Origin of the sequence: Eubacterium segne (genome assembly GCF_014287775.1) — a bacterium.
Taxonomy (GTDB): Bacteria; Bacillota; Clostridia; order Lachnospirales; family Lachnospiraceae; genus Eubacterium_G; species Eubacterium_G segne.
In genome coordinates this window covers 1-20,748 of the sequence record NZ_JACOOZ010000012.1, presented here as the reverse complement: position 1 = coordinate 20,748, position 20,748 = coordinate 1, and the positions used below count along the sequence as shown (strand labels likewise).

The 20,748-nt window shown below is 36.0% G+C and carries 21 protein-coding genes and 1 tRNA gene; 7 read left to right on the top strand and 15 right to left on the bottom strand.

All coding sequences use genetic code 11. The features are described from left to right. Positions 1-49: 49 nt before the first annotated feature. From nifU to H8S00_RS13330, 5 genes are all read right to left on the bottom strand, one after another. Complete coding sequence (nifU, locus tag H8S00_RS13350) at positions 50-433, bottom strand: Fe-S cluster assembly scaffold protein NifU (protein ID WP_021952918.1); 384 nt, start codon at positions 431-433, stop codon at positions 50-52. Between the two features lie 17 nt (positions 434-450). Beyond that, the gene (nifS, locus tag H8S00_RS13345; RefSeq protein WP_118589556.1) at positions 451-1,638 is read right to left on the bottom strand and encodes a cysteine desulfurase NifS; all 1,188 of its coding nucleotides are present in this window, start codon (positions 1,636-1,638) and stop codon (positions 451-453) included. Positions 1,639-1,853: 215 nt separating this feature from the next. Then, positions 1,854-2,597: a cell wall hydrolase gene (locus tag H8S00_RS14130; protein WP_118589557.1), complete on the bottom strand. Its 744-nt coding sequence runs from the start codon at positions 2,595-2,597 to the stop codon at positions 1,854-1,856. 145 nt (positions 2,598-2,742) lie between these two features. Beyond that, positions 2,743-3,156: an RrF2 family transcriptional regulator gene (locus H8S00_RS13335; protein WP_021952921.1), complete on the bottom strand. Its 414-nt coding sequence runs from the start codon at positions 3,154-3,156 to the stop codon at positions 2,743-2,745. A gap of 73 nt (positions 3,157-3,229) precedes the next feature. After that, entirely contained in the window at positions 3,230-3,772 is a 543-nt protein-coding gene (locus H8S00_RS13330; RefSeq protein ID WP_021952922.1) for a phosphatase PAP2 family protein, read from the bottom strand. A 176-nt stretch (positions 3,773-3,948) separates the two neighbouring features. Between H8S00_RS13330 and H8S00_RS13325 the strand changes: the two genes are divergently transcribed. The 6 genes from H8S00_RS13325 (at position 3,949) to H8S00_RS13300 (ending at position 9,968) form a co-directional block, all read left to right on the top strand. Continuing rightward, positions 3,949-4,020, top strand: a tRNA-Gly gene (locus tag H8S00_RS13325). A gap of 454 nt (positions 4,021-4,474) precedes the next feature. Continuing rightward, entirely contained in the window at positions 4,475-6,184 is a 1,710-nt protein-coding gene (locus tag H8S00_RS13320) for a hypothetical protein (RefSeq protein ID WP_186840721.1), read from the top strand. A gap of 331 nt (positions 6,185-6,515) precedes the next feature. Next, complete coding sequence (locus tag H8S00_RS13315; protein WP_118589559.1) at positions 6,516-7,037, top strand: MurR/RpiR family transcriptional regulator; 522 nt, start codon at positions 6,516-6,518, stop codon at positions 7,035-7,037. Positions 7,038-7,086: 49 nt separating this feature from the next. Next, positions 7,087-8,061: a Gfo/Idh/MocA family protein gene (locus tag H8S00_RS13310; RefSeq protein ID WP_021952941.1), complete on the top strand. Its 975-nt coding sequence runs from the start codon at positions 7,087-7,089 to the stop codon at positions 8,059-8,061. A 308-nt stretch (positions 8,062-8,369) separates the two neighbouring features. After that, positions 8,370-8,957, top strand: coding sequence for a YdcF family protein (locus H8S00_RS13305; protein WP_118589560.1), 588 nt, complete (start codon positions 8,370-8,372; stop codon positions 8,955-8,957). Positions 8,958-9,041: 84 nt separating this feature from the next. Further along, the gene (locus H8S00_RS13300) at positions 9,042-9,968 is read left to right on the top strand and encodes a DMT family transporter (protein ID WP_021952943.1); all 927 of its coding nucleotides are present in this window, start codon (positions 9,042-9,044) and stop codon (positions 9,966-9,968) included. A 62-nt stretch (positions 9,969-10,030) separates the two neighbouring features. Here H8S00_RS13300 and H8S00_RS13295 read toward each other — a convergent pair whose 3' ends face one another. From H8S00_RS13295 to H8S00_RS13280, 4 genes are all read right to left on the bottom strand, one after another. Beyond that, positions 10,031-10,681: an HAD family hydrolase gene (locus H8S00_RS13295; protein ID WP_021952944.1), complete on the bottom strand. Its 651-nt coding sequence runs from the start codon at positions 10,679-10,681 to the stop codon at positions 10,031-10,033. Between the two features lie 112 nt (positions 10,682-10,793). Beyond that, on the bottom strand, positions 10,794-12,575 hold the full coding sequence (gene pepF / locus H8S00_RS13290; protein ID WP_118589562.1) for an oligoendopeptidase F: 1,782 nt from the start codon (positions 12,573-12,575) through the stop codon (positions 10,794-10,796). Positions 12,576-12,613: 38 nt separating this feature from the next. Continuing rightward, positions 12,614-13,561 (bottom strand): AEC family transporter, encoded by a 948-nt coding sequence (locus H8S00_RS13285; protein WP_021952946.1) that lies wholly within the window; start codon positions 13,559-13,561, stop codon positions 12,614-12,616. Further along, complete coding sequence (locus H8S00_RS13280; RefSeq protein ID WP_021952947.1) at positions 13,554-14,456, bottom strand: deoxyribonuclease IV; 903 nt, start codon at positions 14,454-14,456, stop codon at positions 13,554-13,556. Before H8S00_RS13280 ends, H8S00_RS13285 begins: the two co-directional genes overlap by 8 nt. A gap of 199 nt (positions 14,457-14,655) precedes the next feature. Here H8S00_RS13280 and H8S00_RS13275 point away from each other — a divergent pair, with 199 nt between their 5' ends. After that, on the top strand, positions 14,656-15,519 hold the full coding sequence (locus H8S00_RS13275) for a GNAT family N-acetyltransferase (RefSeq protein ID WP_118589564.1): 864 nt from the start codon (positions 14,656-14,658) through the stop codon (positions 15,517-15,519). A 178-nt stretch (positions 15,520-15,697) separates the two neighbouring features. Here H8S00_RS13275 and lepB read toward each other — a convergent pair whose 3' ends face one another. The 6 genes from lepB to H8S00_RS13245 form a co-directional block, all read right to left on the bottom strand. Then, positions 15,698-16,405 (bottom strand): signal peptidase I, encoded by a 708-nt coding sequence (gene lepB, locus H8S00_RS13270; RefSeq protein WP_494545898.1) that lies wholly within the window; start codon positions 16,403-16,405, stop codon positions 15,698-15,700. Positions 16,406-16,531: 126 nt separating this feature from the next. Beyond that, on the bottom strand, positions 16,532-17,152 hold the full coding sequence (locus tag H8S00_RS13265; RefSeq protein WP_118589565.1) for a flavodoxin family protein: 621 nt from the start codon (positions 17,150-17,152) through the stop codon (positions 16,532-16,534). A 195-nt stretch (positions 17,153-17,347) separates the two neighbouring features. Beyond that, positions 17,348-17,485, bottom strand: coding sequence for a hypothetical protein (locus H8S00_RS13260; protein WP_158576894.1), 138 nt, complete (start codon positions 17,483-17,485; stop codon positions 17,348-17,350). Between the two features lie 27 nt (positions 17,486-17,512). After that, positions 17,513-19,948, bottom strand: a complete 2,436-nt coding sequence (locus H8S00_RS13255; protein ID WP_118589566.1) for a family 43 glycosylhydrolase — start codon at positions 19,946-19,948, stop codon at positions 17,513-17,515. Positions 19,949-20,197: 249 nt separating this feature from the next. Beyond that, positions 20,198-20,341: a hypothetical protein gene (locus H8S00_RS13250; protein WP_186840720.1), complete on the bottom strand. Its 144-nt coding sequence runs from the start codon at positions 20,339-20,341 to the stop codon at positions 20,198-20,200. A 143-nt stretch (positions 20,342-20,484) separates the two neighbouring features. After that, on the bottom strand, positions 20,485-20,748 hold a 264-nt coding region (locus tag H8S00_RS13245; RefSeq protein WP_366459977.1), incomplete at its 5' end, for a hypothetical protein.

Genomic DNA, 20,748 nt, shown 5'->3' with positions numbered 1-20,748 from the left:
ACTCTTTCCTGTAAGCTAAAAGAAAAAATCCATGGCAAAAGATTTGTCTTTATTCGCTTTTAGCTTCTTTCTTTTTCTCGTAATCTTCAATAGCAGCCTTAATTGCTTCTTCTGCTAACACTGAACAGTGTAACTTATGAGCAGGCAATCCGTCAAGTGCTTCTGCAACTGCTTTGTTGGTAAGCTCTAATGCCTCTGATACAGGTTTTCCCTTTATCATTTCTGTTGCCATGGAACTGCTGGCAATTGCTGAGCCACATCCAAATGTATTAAACTTAACATCTGTAATGATTCCGTCATTAACCTTAATATATATTTTCATTATATCGCCACATTTTGCGTTTCCCACTTCACCTACGCCATCAGCATCTTCTATTTTTCCAACATTTCTAGGATTCATGAAATGATCCATAACCTTTTCACTATATAACATATTGACACCTCCAAAAATTAAATAATGTGCTTAATTTCACCTTTTTCCAGTTCATCCCAAACCGGTGAAATTCCTCTTAAATATTCAACAACGTTAGCTATTTCTTTTATCATGTAATCAATTTCTTCCATTGTATTATCACGGCAGATAGTAAGTCTCAAAGAACCATGAGCTATCTCGTGAGGTCTTCCAATAGCTAAAAGTACATGGCTTGGGTCAAGGGAACCTGATGTACACGCTGAACCTGAAGATGCGGCAATTCCCTTAGCATCTAATAATAACAATAATGACTCTCCTTCAATTCCTTCAAAGCAGAAATTTACATTTCCCGGAAGTCTCTTTTCTCTGTCACCATTTAAAATAGAATGACTGATTTTTTCCAAACCTTCAATAAGGTGATTTCTTAATTTAATTTCAATTTCTGCTGTTTCATCAATGGCTTTTGTTGCATCCATTAATGCTTTTGCCATACCTACAATAGCCGGAAGATTTTCAGTTCCTGCTCTTCTTCCTCTTTCCTGAGCTCCACCTTCTATTATATTTACCAGAGGAATATTCTTTCTTGCAAACAATACTCCAACACCTTTCGGTCCGTGGAATTTATGACCTGATAATGATAACATATCAATATTTTCTTTATTTACATCAATATGAAGATGTCCTGCTGCCTGAACAGCATCTGTGTGGAAAATTACCCCTTTCTCCTTACAGATTTTTCCGATTTCTGCTATAGGCTGGATAGTTCCAATTTCATTATTGGCATACATTATGGTAACAAGAGCTGTATCTTCTCTTATTGCCTTCTCCACATCCTCAGGTTTTACAATTCCACTTTCATCTATATCTAAAAGTGTAACCTCAAAGCCTTCTTTTTCTAATTTATTTAATGTGTGAAGCACTGCGTGATGTTCAATCTTAGTGGAAATAATATGCTTTTTATTCTTTCTTGCACCAAACTTTGCTGCTGAAATAATTGCCTGGTTATCAGCTTCGCTTCCACCTGATGTAAAATATATTTCCTTAAAATCAGCTCCTAGGCACTGTGCCACTTCAACTCTTGCCTTTTCTAATGCCTCTTTAGCCTTCTGTCCTACAGTATGAAGGCTTGATGGGTTACCATACACATTGTTCATAATGTCAACCATGGCATCAATAGCTGCCTGACTTGTCTTTGTTGTTGCCGCATTGTCAGCGTATATATACATAATGTTTCCTCCTTATTCCTATCTTTTTCATAGGAATTATACTTCATATAGTTTTATTTGTAAAGCCCTTTATTCATAATTGTTATAAAGGTATTATTTGCACTAATTTGACAGTTAATTCAATACATTCTTAGCAATATCAAAAAGATGTATCGCATTAATTAATCTCCTTAACCAATGCGGTACATCTCCTTAAAGTGAAATCTATAGAAAAACTATTTAAACTGATGTCCCTGAATCTGTAATCTCATACCACTTACATACCCACTAAAGAATAAATAACTACTCATGTCTGTCTTTACATTTTTGTAAGTCACTACCCTGTCTCCATTAAGAGTAGCTTTCGCAGCTTTAATGCATTTCTTATTAAGTCTGCCTTCATCGTATAACTTTAAAGCTTTCTTTAATGAACCGTTTCTTACAGGTCCGAACTGTCCCGGCTGATAAATAACCTTCTTTAACGTTCCCGGAAAATCCTTAGAACGCACACGGTTCATAATAACAATACCAACTGCTTTCTTTCCTGCATAACACTCTGAACCGGCTTCTGCATAAATAATAGCTGACATAAGTCTTAACTTCTGCTTATTGTAACGGTTCTTAACATTTACATTAATCTTAGCATATACAGAACCATCTGCCTTTGATGTTAACGTAATGGTTGTGGCACCTTTCTTAATACCTTTAACCGTTCCTGCTGCCGTAACTGTGGCAACCTTTGTATTATCTGAAACTATATTGTATAAACGCTTTAATTTTGCCTTCTTTATGCCTAAAGCCTTCGGGCTTGAAAAAGTGCTGTTTACCTTAACATTCTTTGAAACTGTAATCACATCATTTGTTTGAGAAACCGTAACTGTTTTTGCTTTATTATTAACACTTTTCGCCGACACACTTAAAGGACATAAAGTAACTATCATAAGGGACGCTAAAAGCAACCCGTATATTTTACTCTTCACCCTAACCTCCGTTTGTTACGAAATTATTACAATGTTTTCACAGTTGTTAATTATGCCGTAATTTTTGTAATTTGTCAATAAGGATTACGTAACACTTAATTAACACAAGAATACTTAAGCCTTAAATTATTTTATTTTTATGTTTTTATTTTTTTACATTTCCATCCATCAAGTCCTTCAAAGTGACATTTTCAAGGTAATCATCTATTACCTCATCTAACTGTTTCCACAATGGATATGTTACACACTTCTCCATTCTGTCACAGCTTCCCCCTTCTTCTAAACAAGAAACCGGTGCTAAGGTACCCTCCGCCAGTTTTATAATGGAACCTACACTGTATTCTGAAGGATCTTTAATTAATCTGTAGCCTCCTGCCTTTCCTCTTTGGCTTTTGACCATTTTTCCTCTATTAAGTATAGACACAATCATCTCAAGGTATTTCATGGATATCTGCTGTCTCTTTGCCACGTCCTTTAGGGAAACAAATCCTTCCTTGGAATTTTGTGCCAAATCTATCATAACCCTTAGAGCATAACGCCCTTTTGTTGAAATCATCATTTTAACTGCCTCCTTCTTTAATTCCTAGTATATAATAGGAATTAAAGAAAATCAATTGGTGTTTTTCCCTAACCTATAAGGCATTCTTCTTTTTGCCTACACTGTCAATAATTTTATTTCCACAAAAATATGTAACATATCCAATGATAATTCCCATAACAATTCCTCCTAAAATGTCTGTAGGGAAGTGTACATACAGGTATAATCTTGAGAAAGCCATAAGAGCGGTTATTGGAATAACTATTATTCCCCATTTTTTCCTATATAATGTAATAACTGTTGCTGCAATAGTTGAGGACAATGCATGTCCCGACGGAAATGAATAATCCTTTGGATTTGCAATAAGTAGATTAAAATCTGTATTTATCCAGCACGGTCTTGATCTCATAACCAGATTTTTTAATATTCCATTTCCTATTATAACTCCTAACAATAATCCAATAAGTACCAGCAATCCTGCTTTTTTATGTTTTTTGCTAATAAGCAGTCCTATGGCTATGGCAATCCAAATTATTCCCATTTCTCCTAACAATGTGAATTTACTCATAAATACATCTAAAAAATCACATTGCAAGTTTTCCTGTATCCAGTTTAAAACATTCCAATCCAATGACATAACAACCTCGCTTTTATATTTATGTTTATTATATATTTAATCACAAACCTATTGTCTTTGCAAATAAACATTTTCATATCTTTATTACGAAAACTTTAACTTTTTTTAATTTTATTGTTGACAAAACCATTGCCATATAGTATTATATGTCTTGCGTGTGACACGCACGAAACAATGCGCGAGTGGCTCAGTGGTGGAGCACCTCCTTGCCAAGGAGGGGGTCGCGGGTTCGATCCCCGTCTCGCGCTTTTCTTATGCAATAAAATGGGTACCTTAACAGGTGCCCATTTTTATTGCATAAGCGAGCCCAGTCCCGGGCTCGAAAGTTCGATTTCTCGGCTTCCGCCTCGGTCGTTGCTTCTTTGCTTCGCAAAGAGGTGTCCACAGGACACCCGCAACCCGTCTCGCGCTTTTTTTGCCTTTTTTTAAGGAATTTAGTGGTATTGGTTTTATTTATGTTGCATTTCGTGTTGCATAAGCGAGCCCAGTCCCGGGCTCGAAAGTTCGATTTCTCGGCTTCCGCCTCGGTCGTTGCTTCTTAGGAGTTTTTTGTGTTTGCACATATATATATGGAAAATCTTAAAATTAAAACACTTTCCTAAAAAATTAATCCCATATATAAAAATATAATACTAACAAATAACTCTTTACAAATGTACAATTTAAATAAATATTTAATCAAATGAAAGAGAGGTTTATGAAATGAAAAGGTTGAAGAAATTTGGTGCGATTATTTGTGCCATTGCAATGATAGTATCTTCGATTACATACTATCCAACAAACAATATAAGTGCAGCATCATTACCTAAGAAAGTATTAGGACTTGTTGCTGTTAGCAAAAGTGGTCCGGATACAATTGAAAATGCAATTATGTTTGCATGGGCAGGAGCCGATGACACAGCAAATGTAGATGGATATGATCCAACTGTTACAGCAACAGTCATTTATATTTACAAGGATGGAAAGTTAGTTACAAAGATTGGCAATGCTACAAAAGGCGGTGTAGTAGGTGGACTTTCAGCAGGTTCATATACAGCGCGGGCTGCAAATGTAAACAGCATGGGTGAGGGATCATTATCAGAAGAAGTTAGCTTTACAGTAACAGGAGCAACTCTTAATTACACATATCCTGTTAATTGCATAGGTCCAAAAACACCGGCGGGATTAAGTTATATTACAGGAAATCCGGAAGTTCCTGCTGACAATCCGGCGCAGGCAGACAATAAATTAGGTGTTGCATGGGCACCATCATCAGAAGCAAGTATTCCATCAGCAGATTCATCAGTTGTAGGTTACAATTTATATTTATTTGATGCAAAGACAGGTACACCTTACAGACGTGTATATGTGGACGGAATTACCAATTCAAATGTTATATTGGAAAGTGTATCGGCAGGTGAATATCTGGCATATTTATCAGCAGTGGATGCAGAAGGCAGAGAGTCAGCTTTGGCGGCAACATCATTTGGTCGGTCATCAAAGGTTACTGTTAAAGGTCAGTTTATAGATAATGCACAGTCATTTGACAAACCAAATCAGCCAACATTACCACTTGGACTTTCAATTTTAACAGAAGGTATAGACTATGGATTTACTATTGCATGGTCTAATGTGGCAGATTTAACAGGTCAGAGATTGAATCTTTTTGTAGATGGTGTTTGTATTAAGGTAGGAATCAATGGGGATGTGGCAAGTTACTATGAAAACAGACTTGCGACAGGTACATATGAAGTAGAAGTAAGATCACAGTATACAAGTAACAATGTAGAATCATTTGGATTAAAGAAAACTGTGTCAATTAAGGCAGACCCCGGACTCTCAGGAAGAACACCTGCAGAACTTGCAGATCCTGCATATTCAGAATACGAGGAACCAACTACAAATCCAACAACTACTGCAGAACCAACAACTACTGCAAAACCAACTTCAGAAAATGAAACAACACCAGTAGTTGAGACAACTCCATCAGTTGAGACAACACCTGAAATAGAAACTACAACTGAGAAAACAGAGACAACACCAGCAGTAGAAACTACAAAGCCACAGGAGTCAAATACAAATGCACAAACAACAACTAAAAAACAACCAAGTCAGACTACAAAAACATCATCTGTAAAGGTTGGAAAGACAGTTGTTAAAAAAGCAATTAAAAAGAAAAATGCTAAGAAAATAAGTCTTACATTGAAGAGAGTTAAAGGCGCAACCAAGTACAAAGTACAGATTGCAAAAGATAAGAAGTTTAAAAAGACAATAGTGACAAAAACAACTAAGAAATTGACATATAGTGTATCAAATAGCAAGTTTAAAAAGGCTAAAAAATTGTATGCAAGAGCAAAAGCCATTGTTGTCAAAGGAAAGAAAACTTATCAGGGCAAATGGTCAAAGCCAAAGCAGGTTAAGATAAAAAAATAAAATTATAAACAGTTAAAAAGAAGGGAAAGCCAAAATCCGGTTTTCTCTTCTTTTTTAATGCTTGGAAGCAATACATTTGACACTAATGAAGCGTCAGACACCGATAAAGCAGTCATTAAAGCCTTATCTATTTAGCTAACAGTAACTACAATAAAAAAATGATGAAATGCCCAATATTCTCAACATAGATTTATTTTATTAAAACTTATGCTATAATTATACTAATGCTTTGATGTCAAAAGTTCTTTTAACACTCAAGATACAGATTGCCACTTGCCATATGCTCCTGCAATCCTCATATTAATACGAAAATAACGAAAAGGAATCATAAATGGAAAAGTCAGTTTTAAATCAAATATGTACGCTATATGATAGTTTTTTTGAAACAGAAAAGAAAATAGGCGATTATATTATCAGGAACCCCAAAGATATAGTGGATGTGACCGTTGGAGAACTGGCAGTTAAATGTCAGGTTAGCGAAGCTTCCATATCAAGATTTTGTAAAAAAATCGGGTTAAAAGGATTTCATCATTTGAAAATATCCATTGCAAAGGAACTGGTAAATAGAGAGGATAATGAAGAATACAGTAATGATATTTCAATAGACAACAAAAAACAGTCTCTGAAAAGTATTCTTGCCAATAAGGTTGCGGAATTAACCCAGACAGTTTCCATGATGGATACGGATAATCTTGATGAAATATTAAACAAAATCAATAATGCCAGAAGCGTGTTATTTGCAGCTGTGGGAAATACCATTCCCGTTGCAATGGACGGAGCCTATAAATTAAATCAAATTGGGATTCCTGCCATATCCACACCGGTTTTGGAAACACAACTTGCTTTCGTATAAGTGTATTGATGCGAAATTATATTTAATCATTTTACAGGAGGTTGGATTTATGAGAGAAATTAAATGGGCAGTACTTGGAACTGGAGTTATTGCAAATCAGATGGCTGAGGCTTTACAAAAGAACGGAAAAAGCATCTATTCAGTTGCTAACAGAACACATGAAAAGGCAGTTCAATTTGCGAAAAAATATAATATAGCCAAAGTATATGACAACATGAATGACGTATTTGATGATCCTGAGGTGGATGTGGTTTATATTACAACTCCTCACAATACACATATAGAATTTATGAAAAAGGCTATTAACCACGGAAAGCATATTCTGGTAGAAAAATCCATTACATTAAACAGCGATGAATTAAATGAAGCTTTGACGTTGGCTGATGAAAAGAATGTTGTTGTTGGAGAGGCAATGACAATATTCCATATGCCAATATATAAAGAGCTTAAAAGAATCATAGATTCCGGAACTTTAGGCAAGATAAATCTTATCACAATGAATTTTGGCAGTTTTAAGGAATACGACATGAACAATCGTTTCTTTAACAGAAATCTCGCCGGTGGAGCTATGCTGGATATAGGTGTTTATGCTCTTTCATTTATCAGATGGTTTATGGATTCTAAACCAACTAAGATTCTGTCTCAGGTAAAAACGGCACCAACCGGCGTGGATGAACAGGCCGGATTATTACTTATGAATAATGAAGGTCAGATGGCATCAGTTATGCTTTCACTTCATTCTAAACAACCTAAGAGAGGCATGATTTCCTGTGAAAAGGGATATATAGAAATTTTAGAATATCCAAGAGCCTGGGAGGCAACAATTACCGATGCAGAAACAGGTAAAACAGAAGTTATTAAAGCCGGTGAAAATGCAGACGCCCTTGCTTATGAGCTTGCTGATATGGAACGTGCAATAAACGGTGATACAGCGTGCATGCATCTTGAATATACAAAAGATGTTATGGAATTAATGACAGCCTTCAGAAAGGAATGGGGATTAAAATACCCTGAAGAAGAATAATTAAAATTTCCCTTAATATATAAAAATTCTTAACTGGCAGAACTGCATTGTGTATTGTCAACGCAGTTCTGTCATATTTATTTGTATAATCTCCACCACTAATAGTTTTTCATACATTTTTTTTCATTTATTACGACATTTATTACGACATTTATTACGACATATCCACTCAACTTTACCGACTTTCATTGGCACAACACCAAAACACAACGTTTGATATCCCCTAAAATATTTGTTATTATAAAAACATATATTTAAGTAGCAAAGAATGATAACGCTAGTGTTTTTAATATAAAAGGGCGACAGATATGGAGAAAAGAAAATTTTTATTTATAATACCGGTAATTATATTAATTTATATAATAAGTAATGTAGTCTCCATTTGCACCTACAGCAATGTTTATGAAGACAAAGAATGTGATGTGGCGATTGTATTAGGTGCGGCCTGTAATGATACAGAAGTATCTGAGGTGTACAAGCAAAGATTAAATCACGCTATTAAACTTTACAATGAAGGAAAAGTGAAGAAATTAATTGTTACCGGTGGAATAGGTGCGGGTAATACCAGAAGTGATGCTGATGTGGCAGCAGAATATTTGACTGAAAATAACATTCCCTTGGAAGATATATTTAAAGAAGATAAATCCACAATTACTCAGGAGAATTTAGAATACTCCAAAACAATAATGGATAATAATAAATTTAAAACAGCATTAATTGTAAGTGACCCACTGCATATGAAAAGGTCTATGTTATTATCAAAAGACTGTGACATAGATGCATTTTCGTCTCCTACCGACACCAGTGCATATAAAACCTTGAAATCAAAAATCCCCTTTGTAGCAAGAGAGACTTTTTTCTATATTGGTTATAAGTGGTATAAATTATTAAATTAAAGGATGCTCTTTCCCATTTGCAAAAACCCACTCCATGAAGTAAAATACTACTGTTTGTACAAATATATACATATGGAGAAATTTATGAACAGTTTAAAATTAAGACATTCACTACTTTTAATTCTTACAGCTTTTATATGGGGTGTTGCTTTTGTAGCCCAAAGTTCCGGTGGGGATGCATGTGGCCCGTATACCTTCAACTGCATCCGTTCGTTTATTGGCTCACTGGTACTTATTCCTGTTATTTTCTTTTTAAATAAGGGAAAAGGTAAGTCCGATAAAACCGAAAGAAAACTTTTAATTATTGGTGGTATTTGCTGCGGACTTGCATTGTCTCTGGCAAGCAATCTGCAACAACTTGGGTTATATCTTGGTGCATCTGCCGGTAAAGCCGGTTTTCTTACTGCCTGCTACATTCTGATTGTGCCTATACTTGGTCTTTTTCTAAAGAAAAAATGCGGTATTAATATTTGGATTGGGGTATGTCTCTCATTAGCAGGTTTATATCTTTTATGTGCCAAAGGTTCCTCTGGCTTTAATTTAGCAGATTTGCTACTGCTACTTTGTGCTTTTATTTTTTCATTACATATTTTAATTATTGATTATTTCTCACTTTTAGTAGATGGTGTTAAAATGTCCTGCATCCAGTTTTTCGTATGTGGAATCACATCAGCAGTGCCAATGTTTATTTTCGATATGAAACATTCAATAACAGGCATTTTCCAATGGATTCCACCTCTTATGACAGTTGATGTATGGATTCCTATTTTGTATGCCGGAATTTTCTCCTGCGGCGTAGCTTATACACTACAGATTATTGGACAAAAGGGTCTAAACCCTACTGTAGCCTCCCTTTTAATGAGTCTTGAATCAGTATTTTCAGTTATTGCAGGATGGATAATTTTAGGTCAGTCCATGGGTTCCCGTGAGTTAGCCGGATGCGGATTGATTTTTGTTGCCATAATTTTAGCCCAGTTACCTGCTCCCAATTTTAAAAAATATAAAAATTAATCTTTAAATAACTAAAGCCCTGCTGCAACGTCATTTATGATATTTGCAACGGGGCTTTATATTTACACAAAGGGATATTTTTCAATATAATAATCTGCAATTTCCCTTATCTTCATTTTATTACATTCAGATTTTTCATCTTCAACGGCAACCACCGTAAATCCCCCTGCTTTTGCCCCCATAACTCCTGTGAGAATATCCTCAAATACAACGCAATCCTTCTTTTCATGGTGAATACGTCTGGCGGCTTCCTCATATATGTCAGGAAAACCTTTGCCACGTTTTACCTCATCCACTGTTACAATTTCAGAAAAACAGTTAAGTATTCCTTCTCTTTCCAAAGTAGGCATAAATAACTCCCGATCTGAAGACGTAGCAACAGCCAGCTTCTTTCCCCCTTTAAAAAGGTGTGTGATATATTCCTTTGCTCCAGGCTTACATACTACTTTTTTTGCGTATTCTTCCTTTGCCATGTCAAACCATTCCCTTACCAGCTCTTCCGGTTTTTCCCCATGAAGATTAAACCGGTCAATGGTATAAACTGCCGCCTTGTAAGCCCCTAACGGAGAAATTGATTCCACATAATCCTCAGGGACATCATAGCCTCTATCTCCCAGGAATTTTATGTCAACCATATCCCATACCCATGAACTATCAAGAATGGTCCCATCTAAATCAAATATATAGCCCTTATAATTTTCATTAAATTTCATCTTATGCTCCATATTTTTTTATCAACTGCATTGTCCCTCATTACAATGCCATTAACATTGCACCTGTGTAATATCATATACTAAATTCCGGCAGGCTTCCAATAAAAAGATTTTATTTTACTATTTCTTCCATTTGGTCTAATAAATCACCAAACAGGTTAAGTGCCTGCTGTACCGGCTCTTTTTCAGCCATATTCACTCCTGCCATTTTAAGAAGGTCAATAGGATCCTTTGAACCGCCTCCTGTTAAAAACTTCATATAATCCTTAACAGCACTTTCCCCTTCATTCATTATTTTCTTAGAAAGGGCTATTGCCGCTGAAATTCCCGTTGCATATTGATAAACATAAAACGGATTATAGAAATGTGGTATTCTCGCCCATTCCAAAGCGATTTCATCGTCCGATACCATTTCTTCTCCAAAATATTCTTTATTTAAATTCAAATATGTTTCACAAAGAAGGTCACTTGTTAAAGTTTCTCCCTGCTCTACCATATGATGAGTTATTTTTTCAAACTCAGCAAACATTGTCTGACGATACAGCGTTCCCTTAAATTGCTCAAGAAAATGATTAATAAGATAAGCTTTCGTATCCCTGTCATCAGTGTTTTTCAGCAAATGATGTATTAAAAGTGACTCATTACATGTAGATGCCACCTCTGCCACAAAAATACGGTATCCTGCATTAATATATGGTTGTGTTGTATCGGAATAATATGAATGAAGAGCATGCCCCATTTCGTGTGCTAGAGTAAACACGTCATCAAGAGTTCCCTGATAGTTAAGCAACACATAAGGATGGGTTCCGTAAGCTCCCCAGGAATATGCCCCGCTTCTTTTTCCTTCATTTTCGTAAACGTCAATCCATCTGTTGTTAAAGCCTTCTTTTAACTTGGAAAGATAATCCTCACCCATAGGTTTTAGTGCTTCTAAAACCATTTCCTTTGCTTTTTCAAAAGGTATTTTATCCTTAGGTGCCTTAGCAATTGGAGCGTAAACATCATACATATGTAGTTCATCCACTCCAAGAATCTTCTTTCTTAATTTAACGTATCTGTGCATCAATCCCATGTTTTCGTGCACAACATCTATTAAATTATCATAAACTGACACCGGGATATTACTTCCATCAAGGTGCATTGCAAGGGATGAGGGATAATTTCTCACATCTGCATAAAAGCATGCCTGCTCAACATTTGCATTAAAGGTTGCCGCAATTGTATTTTTCATTTTGCCATAGGTATCATATAAAGCCTTAAAGGCATTTTTTCTAAGTTCTCTGTCCTCTCCCGCAAGAATTGGGACATAATTGCCATGGGTTATTTTGATTTCCTTATTGTCACTTCCCTTTACCACCGGGAAATCAATATCGGCACCATTGTACATTGAATAAATGTTGTCAGCTGCTGCCGCCATTTTTCTGCTTTTTGCCAAAATTTCTTCTGTCTTCTTATCAAGAGTATGAGCTTTTCCTCTCAATATTTCTCCCACATATCTCCGGTAATCGGCCAGCCTGTCATCCTGCATCCATGAAAGTAATGTATCTTCCTCCATTTCCAAAATTTCCGGTTCAAAAAAAGCTGATGCGCTTCCTATGTCTACTGTCAGTTTCTGTGCCTTTCCTGAATATGCCTGATACTTTGCCTCTGCCATATCCTGATGGTACTTTTGGTTTGAATATACATAAAGTCTTTCCACTAACAAATTTATCTCATCATTGAAATTAAAATATTCAATTAATTTTTCTTTATCCTTTGAAACTTCACCTGAAAAATCACTATAATGAGGAATCATCTTTGTTGCCTTTTCAAAGTCCTTTTCCCATGCCTCATCACTTATAAACATATCCTCCATTTTCCAGGTATCCTGAATTTTCTGTTCACTTCTCTTCATTTGGTTTCCTCCTCGTCTATTTTATTTAATGCCCTATCCTACAATAATCCCAGGCTTTTTAATACAAATATAATAGCGGTCAGGGTGAATGCAGAACATAGGGTTGTCAACACTACAACACTGCTTGTAAGAGTTCCTTCTGATTTCATGCTTTTTGCCATTATGTAACAACTTGGAGTAGTAGGGGATGTCAGCATAATAACCAGTGCCATCAGCTTCTCATCCCTGTATCCTAACCACACAGCTATTGGCAAAAATACCATTGCCCAGCCTATAAGTTTAAAAAACGTAGCAACAATGACAGGCTTTGCCTTTTTTATTGCCTTTCCAAATTCAAAACTGCCACCAATTGCCAAAAGTGCCAACGGAGTGGCTATTCTTGCAAAATTTCCTATGGTATTATCTATTATTTTAGGGAACTGCACCTTTGTTGCAGATAAAATAACCCCGGCAAAAATACTTAAAATAATAGGATTTGTTACTATTCCCTTTAAGGTGGTTAGTAAGGTTTTATCCTGACTTGCGCCTTTCTGCGGACATTCCACTGTTAAAACCAGAACTGCATAAACATTATAAAGTGGTACCGCCCCTAAAATCATCAGAGGCACCATTCCTGTGTCCCCATATATATTAAACACAAATGCGGCTCCTAACACTGCCGCACTACTTCGATATGAAGCCTGAACAAACTCACCAACAATTGTTTTATCCTTTACCAGCAATTTAGCTCCAACCCATGTGGCGAAGAAACATATTGACGTTACCACTGCACAATATACAACATACATTCCGTCAAATTTCTGCAGAAAATCATTGTTCATCATGTCCTGTATAAGTAAAGCCGGCAGGGTAATTGTAAAGTTAATTTTATTTGATGCCTTTATAAATCCTTCATTTATCCAGCCTATTTTTTTAAGTAAATATCCCACAACAATTACCAGAAAAACCGGAACTGTTGCATTTAAACTATAAATCAAGCTATTCATTTTCAATAACCTCTTTTTGCAAATTAGGATTTAATTCTCTCTGCTTTAACATTTCTATCTCAAATTTGTAGGGTGCATAGGATTTTTTATCGTTATCCGGATCCTTAATATATGGGGTCTCTAGAATTTTTGGAATATTTTCAAATTCCTTCATATAGACAATTTCCTTAAGAGTTTCAAATCCTATGTTTCCAAAGCCAATGTTTTCGTGTCTGTCTTTTGCTGCACCACAGGGATTTTTGCTGTCATTAATATGAAAAACCGCAATCTGGTCAGTTCCTATTACTTTGTCGAATTTCTCAAATGTTCCACTTAAATCATTTACCAAATCATATCCACTATCGTTTACATGGCATGTGTCAAAGCAGACACGGAGCTTATCGTTATATTTTACGCCATCATAAATTCTTGCAATTTCCTCAAAGTTTCTGCCTATCTCGCTTCCTTTTCCTGCCATGGTCTCTAATGCTATATATGCCTTTGTGTCTCTGCTAAGTACATTGTTTATGCCATTTATTATCTGCTTAATTCCTGCGTCAACACCTGCTCCAACGTGGGAGCCGGGATGTAAAACCATAACCTTACTTCCCATTTTTTCCGTTCTGTCTAATTCCGTAGCCAAAAACTTTTCTGCAATTTCATAGGTTTCAGGCTTAATGGTATTGCCTAAATTAATAATATATGGTGCATGAATTATAATATCTTCAATGCCGTTTTTTTGCATATATTCCCATGCTTCTTTTATCTTTAATTCACTTACATCTTTTCTTTTGGTATTTTGAGGTGCACCGGTATATGCCATAAAAACATTTGCTCCATAGGATTTTGCCTCCTTCGCCGAGCCAAGAAGCATATCCTTGCCACTCATCTTAACATGTGAACCTATTTTCAACATAACACTCTCCATAAAACCTTTATTTTGTAATTTTTATCCAATGGTATTTATCTAATAATATTAACCTTTTGCTTTCCCACTATACCACATATACTGTATTTTTTCTATTGCATTTGGTATAATCAAACCAATTTAAGTGACACCGTTTAAACATATTTTTATTTAACATTCGTCGTTTTTTCGGGAAAGGGGTTCTGTTATGACATTTATATTTGACATGAAAAAAAGTTATGCTATTTCAAAGGATTTAAGGGAAATTTGCACCAATATTTATGAAATCTGCAAAAACGAAAATCAATATATTCCCCAACTGTTTTTCGGAGAAAATGAGGCGTTATCTGTTTCATGTGATGATTCCGAATCGGTTTTATGTAATGGTTCAACCCCGGGTAGCTCTTCACCTGTTTCATATGATGATTCAAATCGGGTTAATCCGTTACCTGTTTTGTACTATGGCGTACATGAGGGAAAAACAGTAGGATTTTTAAGTGCTGACTTCTATAATAATGAAATTGTTGATATTTGTGGATATGTTCTTCCGAAGTACAGAAAACTAAATTTAATGTCATCTCTTTTAGACTCATTTTTAACTGATTATAATGACTTTTATATTTCAGCAATGTTAAATTCCAAGAATTCTACCGGTTGTGCTGTTTTGTCTCATTTAGGCTTTGAAAAAACTGCCACTGAATATATGATGAAGTTTTCATTATCTAGTGCCTGTTACAAAACACTTCCTAAATATGTGAAGATAGTTGACGGGAATTTAGAAAGTACCACTCAAAGTGTTAAATTTGAAATGGTCTCACAGGGTGCAACTGTTGGCAGCTGCCTTATTGAATTGTTTAATGACAGGACTGTATGTATTCATGATGTTCTGGTTTTTGATAAATACCGTGGTATGGGGTACGGCTTTAAAATGCTTGATGCTGTAATTTCTTATTTGTCCAAAGACCACACATATGTTTTGCTTCATGTAAGTGGTGACAACAAACCTGCCATTTCACTGTATAAGAAACTGGGGTTTGTGGTAGTTGACAGCGCTGAAATATATGAAATGTAGTTTTTAGGCTATGTTTTAATAGTTGATAATAGTTGATATTTGTTTTTCCTATTTTTCAATGGTACCAGCCCCCAAATATTCTAATATAACAAATGACCGCCGCATCTTAGCGACAGCCATTTATTCAGTGCTACCACATATCTATGGCAACCATTATTCAGCACAACACTACCACACATTACTGTGCATAGTCTACTTTTTCAAATAATCCCTTGTGATCCCAAGGCCAATACTTAAATACTGCTTTTGCAATTACATTCTCACGCTTTAAGTACGTATTGTTCCAGAATCTTGCATCACTGGAGTTATTTCTGTTATCACCAAGCATGAAATAACATCCCTCCGGAACCTGATATGTCAACTCTTCATCTGAACCATTTACATATACCCATTCTTCCGGAAGGTACGGTTCATCTAATGGTTTATCTGAATCGTTGATATAAATTTTTGCATCCTTAATAGTTACTTTCTCTCCCGGAAGTCCAATTACTCTCTTTACGTAGTACTTCTCATCCTTAGGACTGTTTTCATCATAATCAGGATTGATAAAAATAACAATGTCTCCTCTCTTAGGATCTGAGAGCCAATATGATGTTCTAAGTCCAATCATGCGGTCCCCTTTCATTATTGTATTCATCATAGAACCTGTAGGAACGTTGGCATTCATAATAATAAAATTGTTTATAACAAAGGCAATAACCACTGCCACAACAATTATTCTAATCCAGCTGAAAATCTCCTTCTTTACATTAATAGGTTCACTTTCCTGTTTCTTTCGAGGCTTTCCGTTCTCCTTAACTGAATCATCTGCCGGGTTAACAATCACGTCGTCCATCAGATTTTCATCTTCTACCTCTTCTGATTGGTAATTTCTGTTATCTTCCATTCCGTCACATTTCCTTTCGTCTTCCAATTTTTTTGACTTTTTTAGTATATAATCAATGGAATATATATGCAATAAATGTTCTGTTACAATTCTATTAACAAATTCTCTATTTTGTTAAAATTAATACTATTTTATGAAATTTGTTCTAATTTGGGCCTCCGGTTCCGGATGTACTATTCCCTTTTCCTTTCCTGCCTCAATGCATTTTAAAATCCATGCCATATTTCTTGCAATATTTCTTACAATCTGAAGGCCCTCTTCATCCCTTTTAACATCTTCCGGGGTGCTGCCATGAACCATAGGCCAGTAATTTCCATTAATTAGTGGCATATGGAAAAATTCAGGTATTTTGGCAATTTCATCTAATGCACTGGTTGTGCCGGCACGTCTTGCACTTACCACCATTGCAGCAGGTTTATATTTAAGATACTTTCCCGCACTCCATGATAATCTGTGAAGAAATCCCATCATGTTTCCACTAATAGAGGCATAATGTACCGGACTACCAAATACCACTGCGTCTGCCTGTTCAAGCTTTTTAGCTGCCTCAACTACCACTCCTCCATACACGCATTCTCCTGTAGTGCCACATCCGCCACAGCCCATACAGCCTCCCAGTGGTTTGCCTCCTACATGCATTATCTCTGTTTCAATTCCTTCTTCCTGTAAAACCTTTGCCATCTCACAAAGTGCCGTATATGTACATCCATTAGCTTTTGGACTTCCATTAAACATTAATACTTTCATTTAAATCTAACCTCCGGTTATTTTGAATAGACATAAATATGAGTTCTTTTCCCTTATTATTTTATTGTATTTATACAACTAAATCATTATAACATATATTTTTAAATATACAAAGGAACTGCCCACTTATTAATGTTATTATTTTTATTCTAAAAAAGGACATACCACATATGTGACATGCCCTTTTTATTAATATTATTTATTATGCAACGATTTTGCATAATAAATATCTGCTGCCTTAACCTTACCTCCACCCGGTGCCATATCAAAGCATCCGGGCATTGTAAGGCATATAACCATTACCATAAGAAAGGATATTATTTTCTTCTTCATCAATATCTATCCTCCCGAATATTTCAATTAAATCTCATTAGGAGTAACAACGGCACTGTTCCAGTTGTAATCAATTTCCTTATAAGATGGTGTAACAACAGATAAAATGTTATTGAACAGGTAATTGTGTGCACTTAAAGTGTTCATCATTAAATTCTTATACAAGTAATCTGCTGTATCATAAATTGATGTGCTCTGTGTCTTGCTGTAAATAACTGAGCCATCTTTTAATTTTGCATAAGCACGAACTGACATCTTTTCACTTAAGAAAGCTACCTGCTGCTTATCAAACTGTAATGTCATAGTATAACTTTCATAGTCTTCATCTCCGTTAATAGACATATCCATACGTCCCTTTTCAGTTGCTGCATAATCAAACACCTTGTTATTGCTGCTTCCTACAACCATATCACTTTCTGAAACATAACTTGAAAGTCCATATACTAAACCTAAGCTTTCAACTTCTGCATTAGGATCACTTACTGAATAAACTGTTCTAAATCCACCAAGAGTTGTACTAATCTGATATCCATCTACTCTGATATCCGCTGACTTAGCCGGTTTATCTGTAAATGTCATAGTCTTTGAGAATATATTGTTGCTTGTGTCTGACTCATCAACATCTCTTGTATCATTTACATGAGCAGAAACTGTATGTGTACCTGAAACAACCGTCCATGATTTCTTGGTATTTGGTCCTCCATTCATGGAAACAGTAACCTCTTCTCCCGGTTTCAACGGTCCGAAGAATGTATCACACCAGTTAACGACCTGTCCATCTACGGAAAGTGCAACACCATGCTTTGTATTTGATGCACTGGTTGCTGTACCCTGATTTTTAATCGTAACAGTAAATACTGCTTCTTCTCCTGTATAGTAATTCTTCTCTGTATCAATATCAGTAACAACCAAATCACACTTACCATACTCAGGTGCCTGAGTTGGTGCTTCAGTAGGTTTCTCTGTAGGCTTCTGTGTCGGTGCCAGGGTTGTTTCCTGTGGTGCGTTTTGGTCAGGTAATGAAATAGACATTCCGGTAATGTTTACACCACCCATGCCACATATAAGCTTAACTGTATTATTAGTTCCCGGATTTAAGTCAATGAAACATGTAGCCACGCCTGAATAATCACCCCATCCGGTAGTCTTGTTAAATTTCAGGAAATAGCCGTCACCTGCCTTGTCACCTGAACTTTTTACCAATGCAGTAGCTCCATCCGGTGTTCCATAGTATACGGTAAGCATAGCCTGACCGCCTTTTCCTCCGTTTACATTATTCCACTCAACATATGAGCCTTCATAATGAAGGTTTTCAATGGCATCCCCGCCTCTTGTGGCTCCACCACCAATTTGTGCATTTGCAATACTATAATCTGTCTTCTCTGTAAATTTAGCAGGATCCGGACTGCTGTTGCTTCCCGCTACATCTGCCGGATTAACATAATCTACGTTAGCAACACCTTCTTTTGTCTGTTTTACAGTCTGAATAGAACCGTCACTGTTGAACTTAACCTCATCAATACATACTGAACGTAATGTTCCATTTCCTGAAATTTCACAATTGTGATAGAAAAGATACCAATGACCCTTATATTCTGTTATAGAGCCATGAGTTGTATCACAACCTGTTCCTTCAAGAACAATTCCACCCTCTTTCCATGGTCCGTATGGTGAATTAGCAGTTGAATATCTCATAAGGTTCTGACCTGCTGTATTGTCTGCATACATTGCATAGTAAAGACCATCTTTCTTAAATACCCACATACCTTCATGGAAATCTGTAAGTGTCTGGTCAATTCTAACCGGCTCCTCTGCTAATGTCTGCATATCAGACTGCATTTTTGCCACATAACATGATGCTCCACCACCTGTGTAGAGATAGTATGAACCATCATCATCTTTAAATATACATGGATCAATACCTGTAACATAAGGTGAACCATCTTTTTTCTTTACATAACCATCATCCGCACACTTAAATCCACTTGCCGGGCTATTGCTCTTTGCAATACCGATTCTCCATGTGTTATTCCACGCATCCCCTGAACCTGTTGGATGCGGGAAATAAAAATAATATGTTCCGTTTTCATAAGCTGCATCCGGAGCCCACATAAATCCACCTTCTTCACGTCCCCATGATACATCGTCTGATGAAAGGATTTCTCCCTCATCTCTCCATGTAACCATGTTATCTGAAGAAAATACATGATACTTGTCCATTAAGTCACATCCTCTTGATGGGAAAATATCATGAGATGCATAAATGTAAATTCTTCCATCCTTTTCCCACACATGGGCAGATGGATCTGCCGTAAACATATTGGTAATAATTGGATTACCTGCATAGTAAGTTTTTTCATCAGCGTTTACTTCGGTTTTCTGTGCGGCATTAAATCCCCCCATCATGGTAATAACCATTACCATAACCAATAAAGCCGCTAACCCTTTCCTTCCTTTTTTCATCCTTTACTCATTGGCGTTCCTGCCAACTCCTCCTCTCTATATAATTATTTTATATGGTGTACAACACCCACCTGCATATATGCAGGATTTTTTCTCTCTAATATAACGCAACCTTACCAGCCAATTATATATTAATACAATGAGTTTTTCTATAAAAAAATTATACAAATAGACGGATTTTTTCTATTAATCTTTACTTTTTAGTGAATTTTGACTAAATATTTTTTATTTTATATTTATTTCTTCATTTCATTTTTCCTGTTCTTCTTTTTCAGAAATTGATAATTTTTCATATAGCTGATCTGTTTTAGATGCTACTCTTAAGCAGCAATACAATACAAAATTAATTAACACCACTATAATTATTCCTATAACAATTAATACTACTTTCATTTTTATCCTTTTTATTTTAGTGTTACCGGATATAGAAATTTTTATTTATTTTTAAGGGCGCACCTTCTTACTACTCTTATACATCCTATTATTAGGTCGTTGTACCTTAAAAGCCGGACAGTCCTTGACCATCCGGCTTCTTATTAGGCTGTCTGCCTCTCGGCTAGCTGCCTCTTTAATTCCTCTATTTCTTTTTCATATCTTTTACGTTCTTTTTCTATTTGGTTCTGCTTTTCATCCAGCTTCTCCTGCATTATCTTACGTTCAGTTTCTCTTCCTCTCGCTTCTCCTAATGCTTCCCCACTCATTCTTGCGTCATTCATCATGTCATCAATTGCCTTACACATATCCTGTCTCTCCTCCTTCTCTTCAACCTTTATGTTAATGTTTGCACATTCCCTGATTAC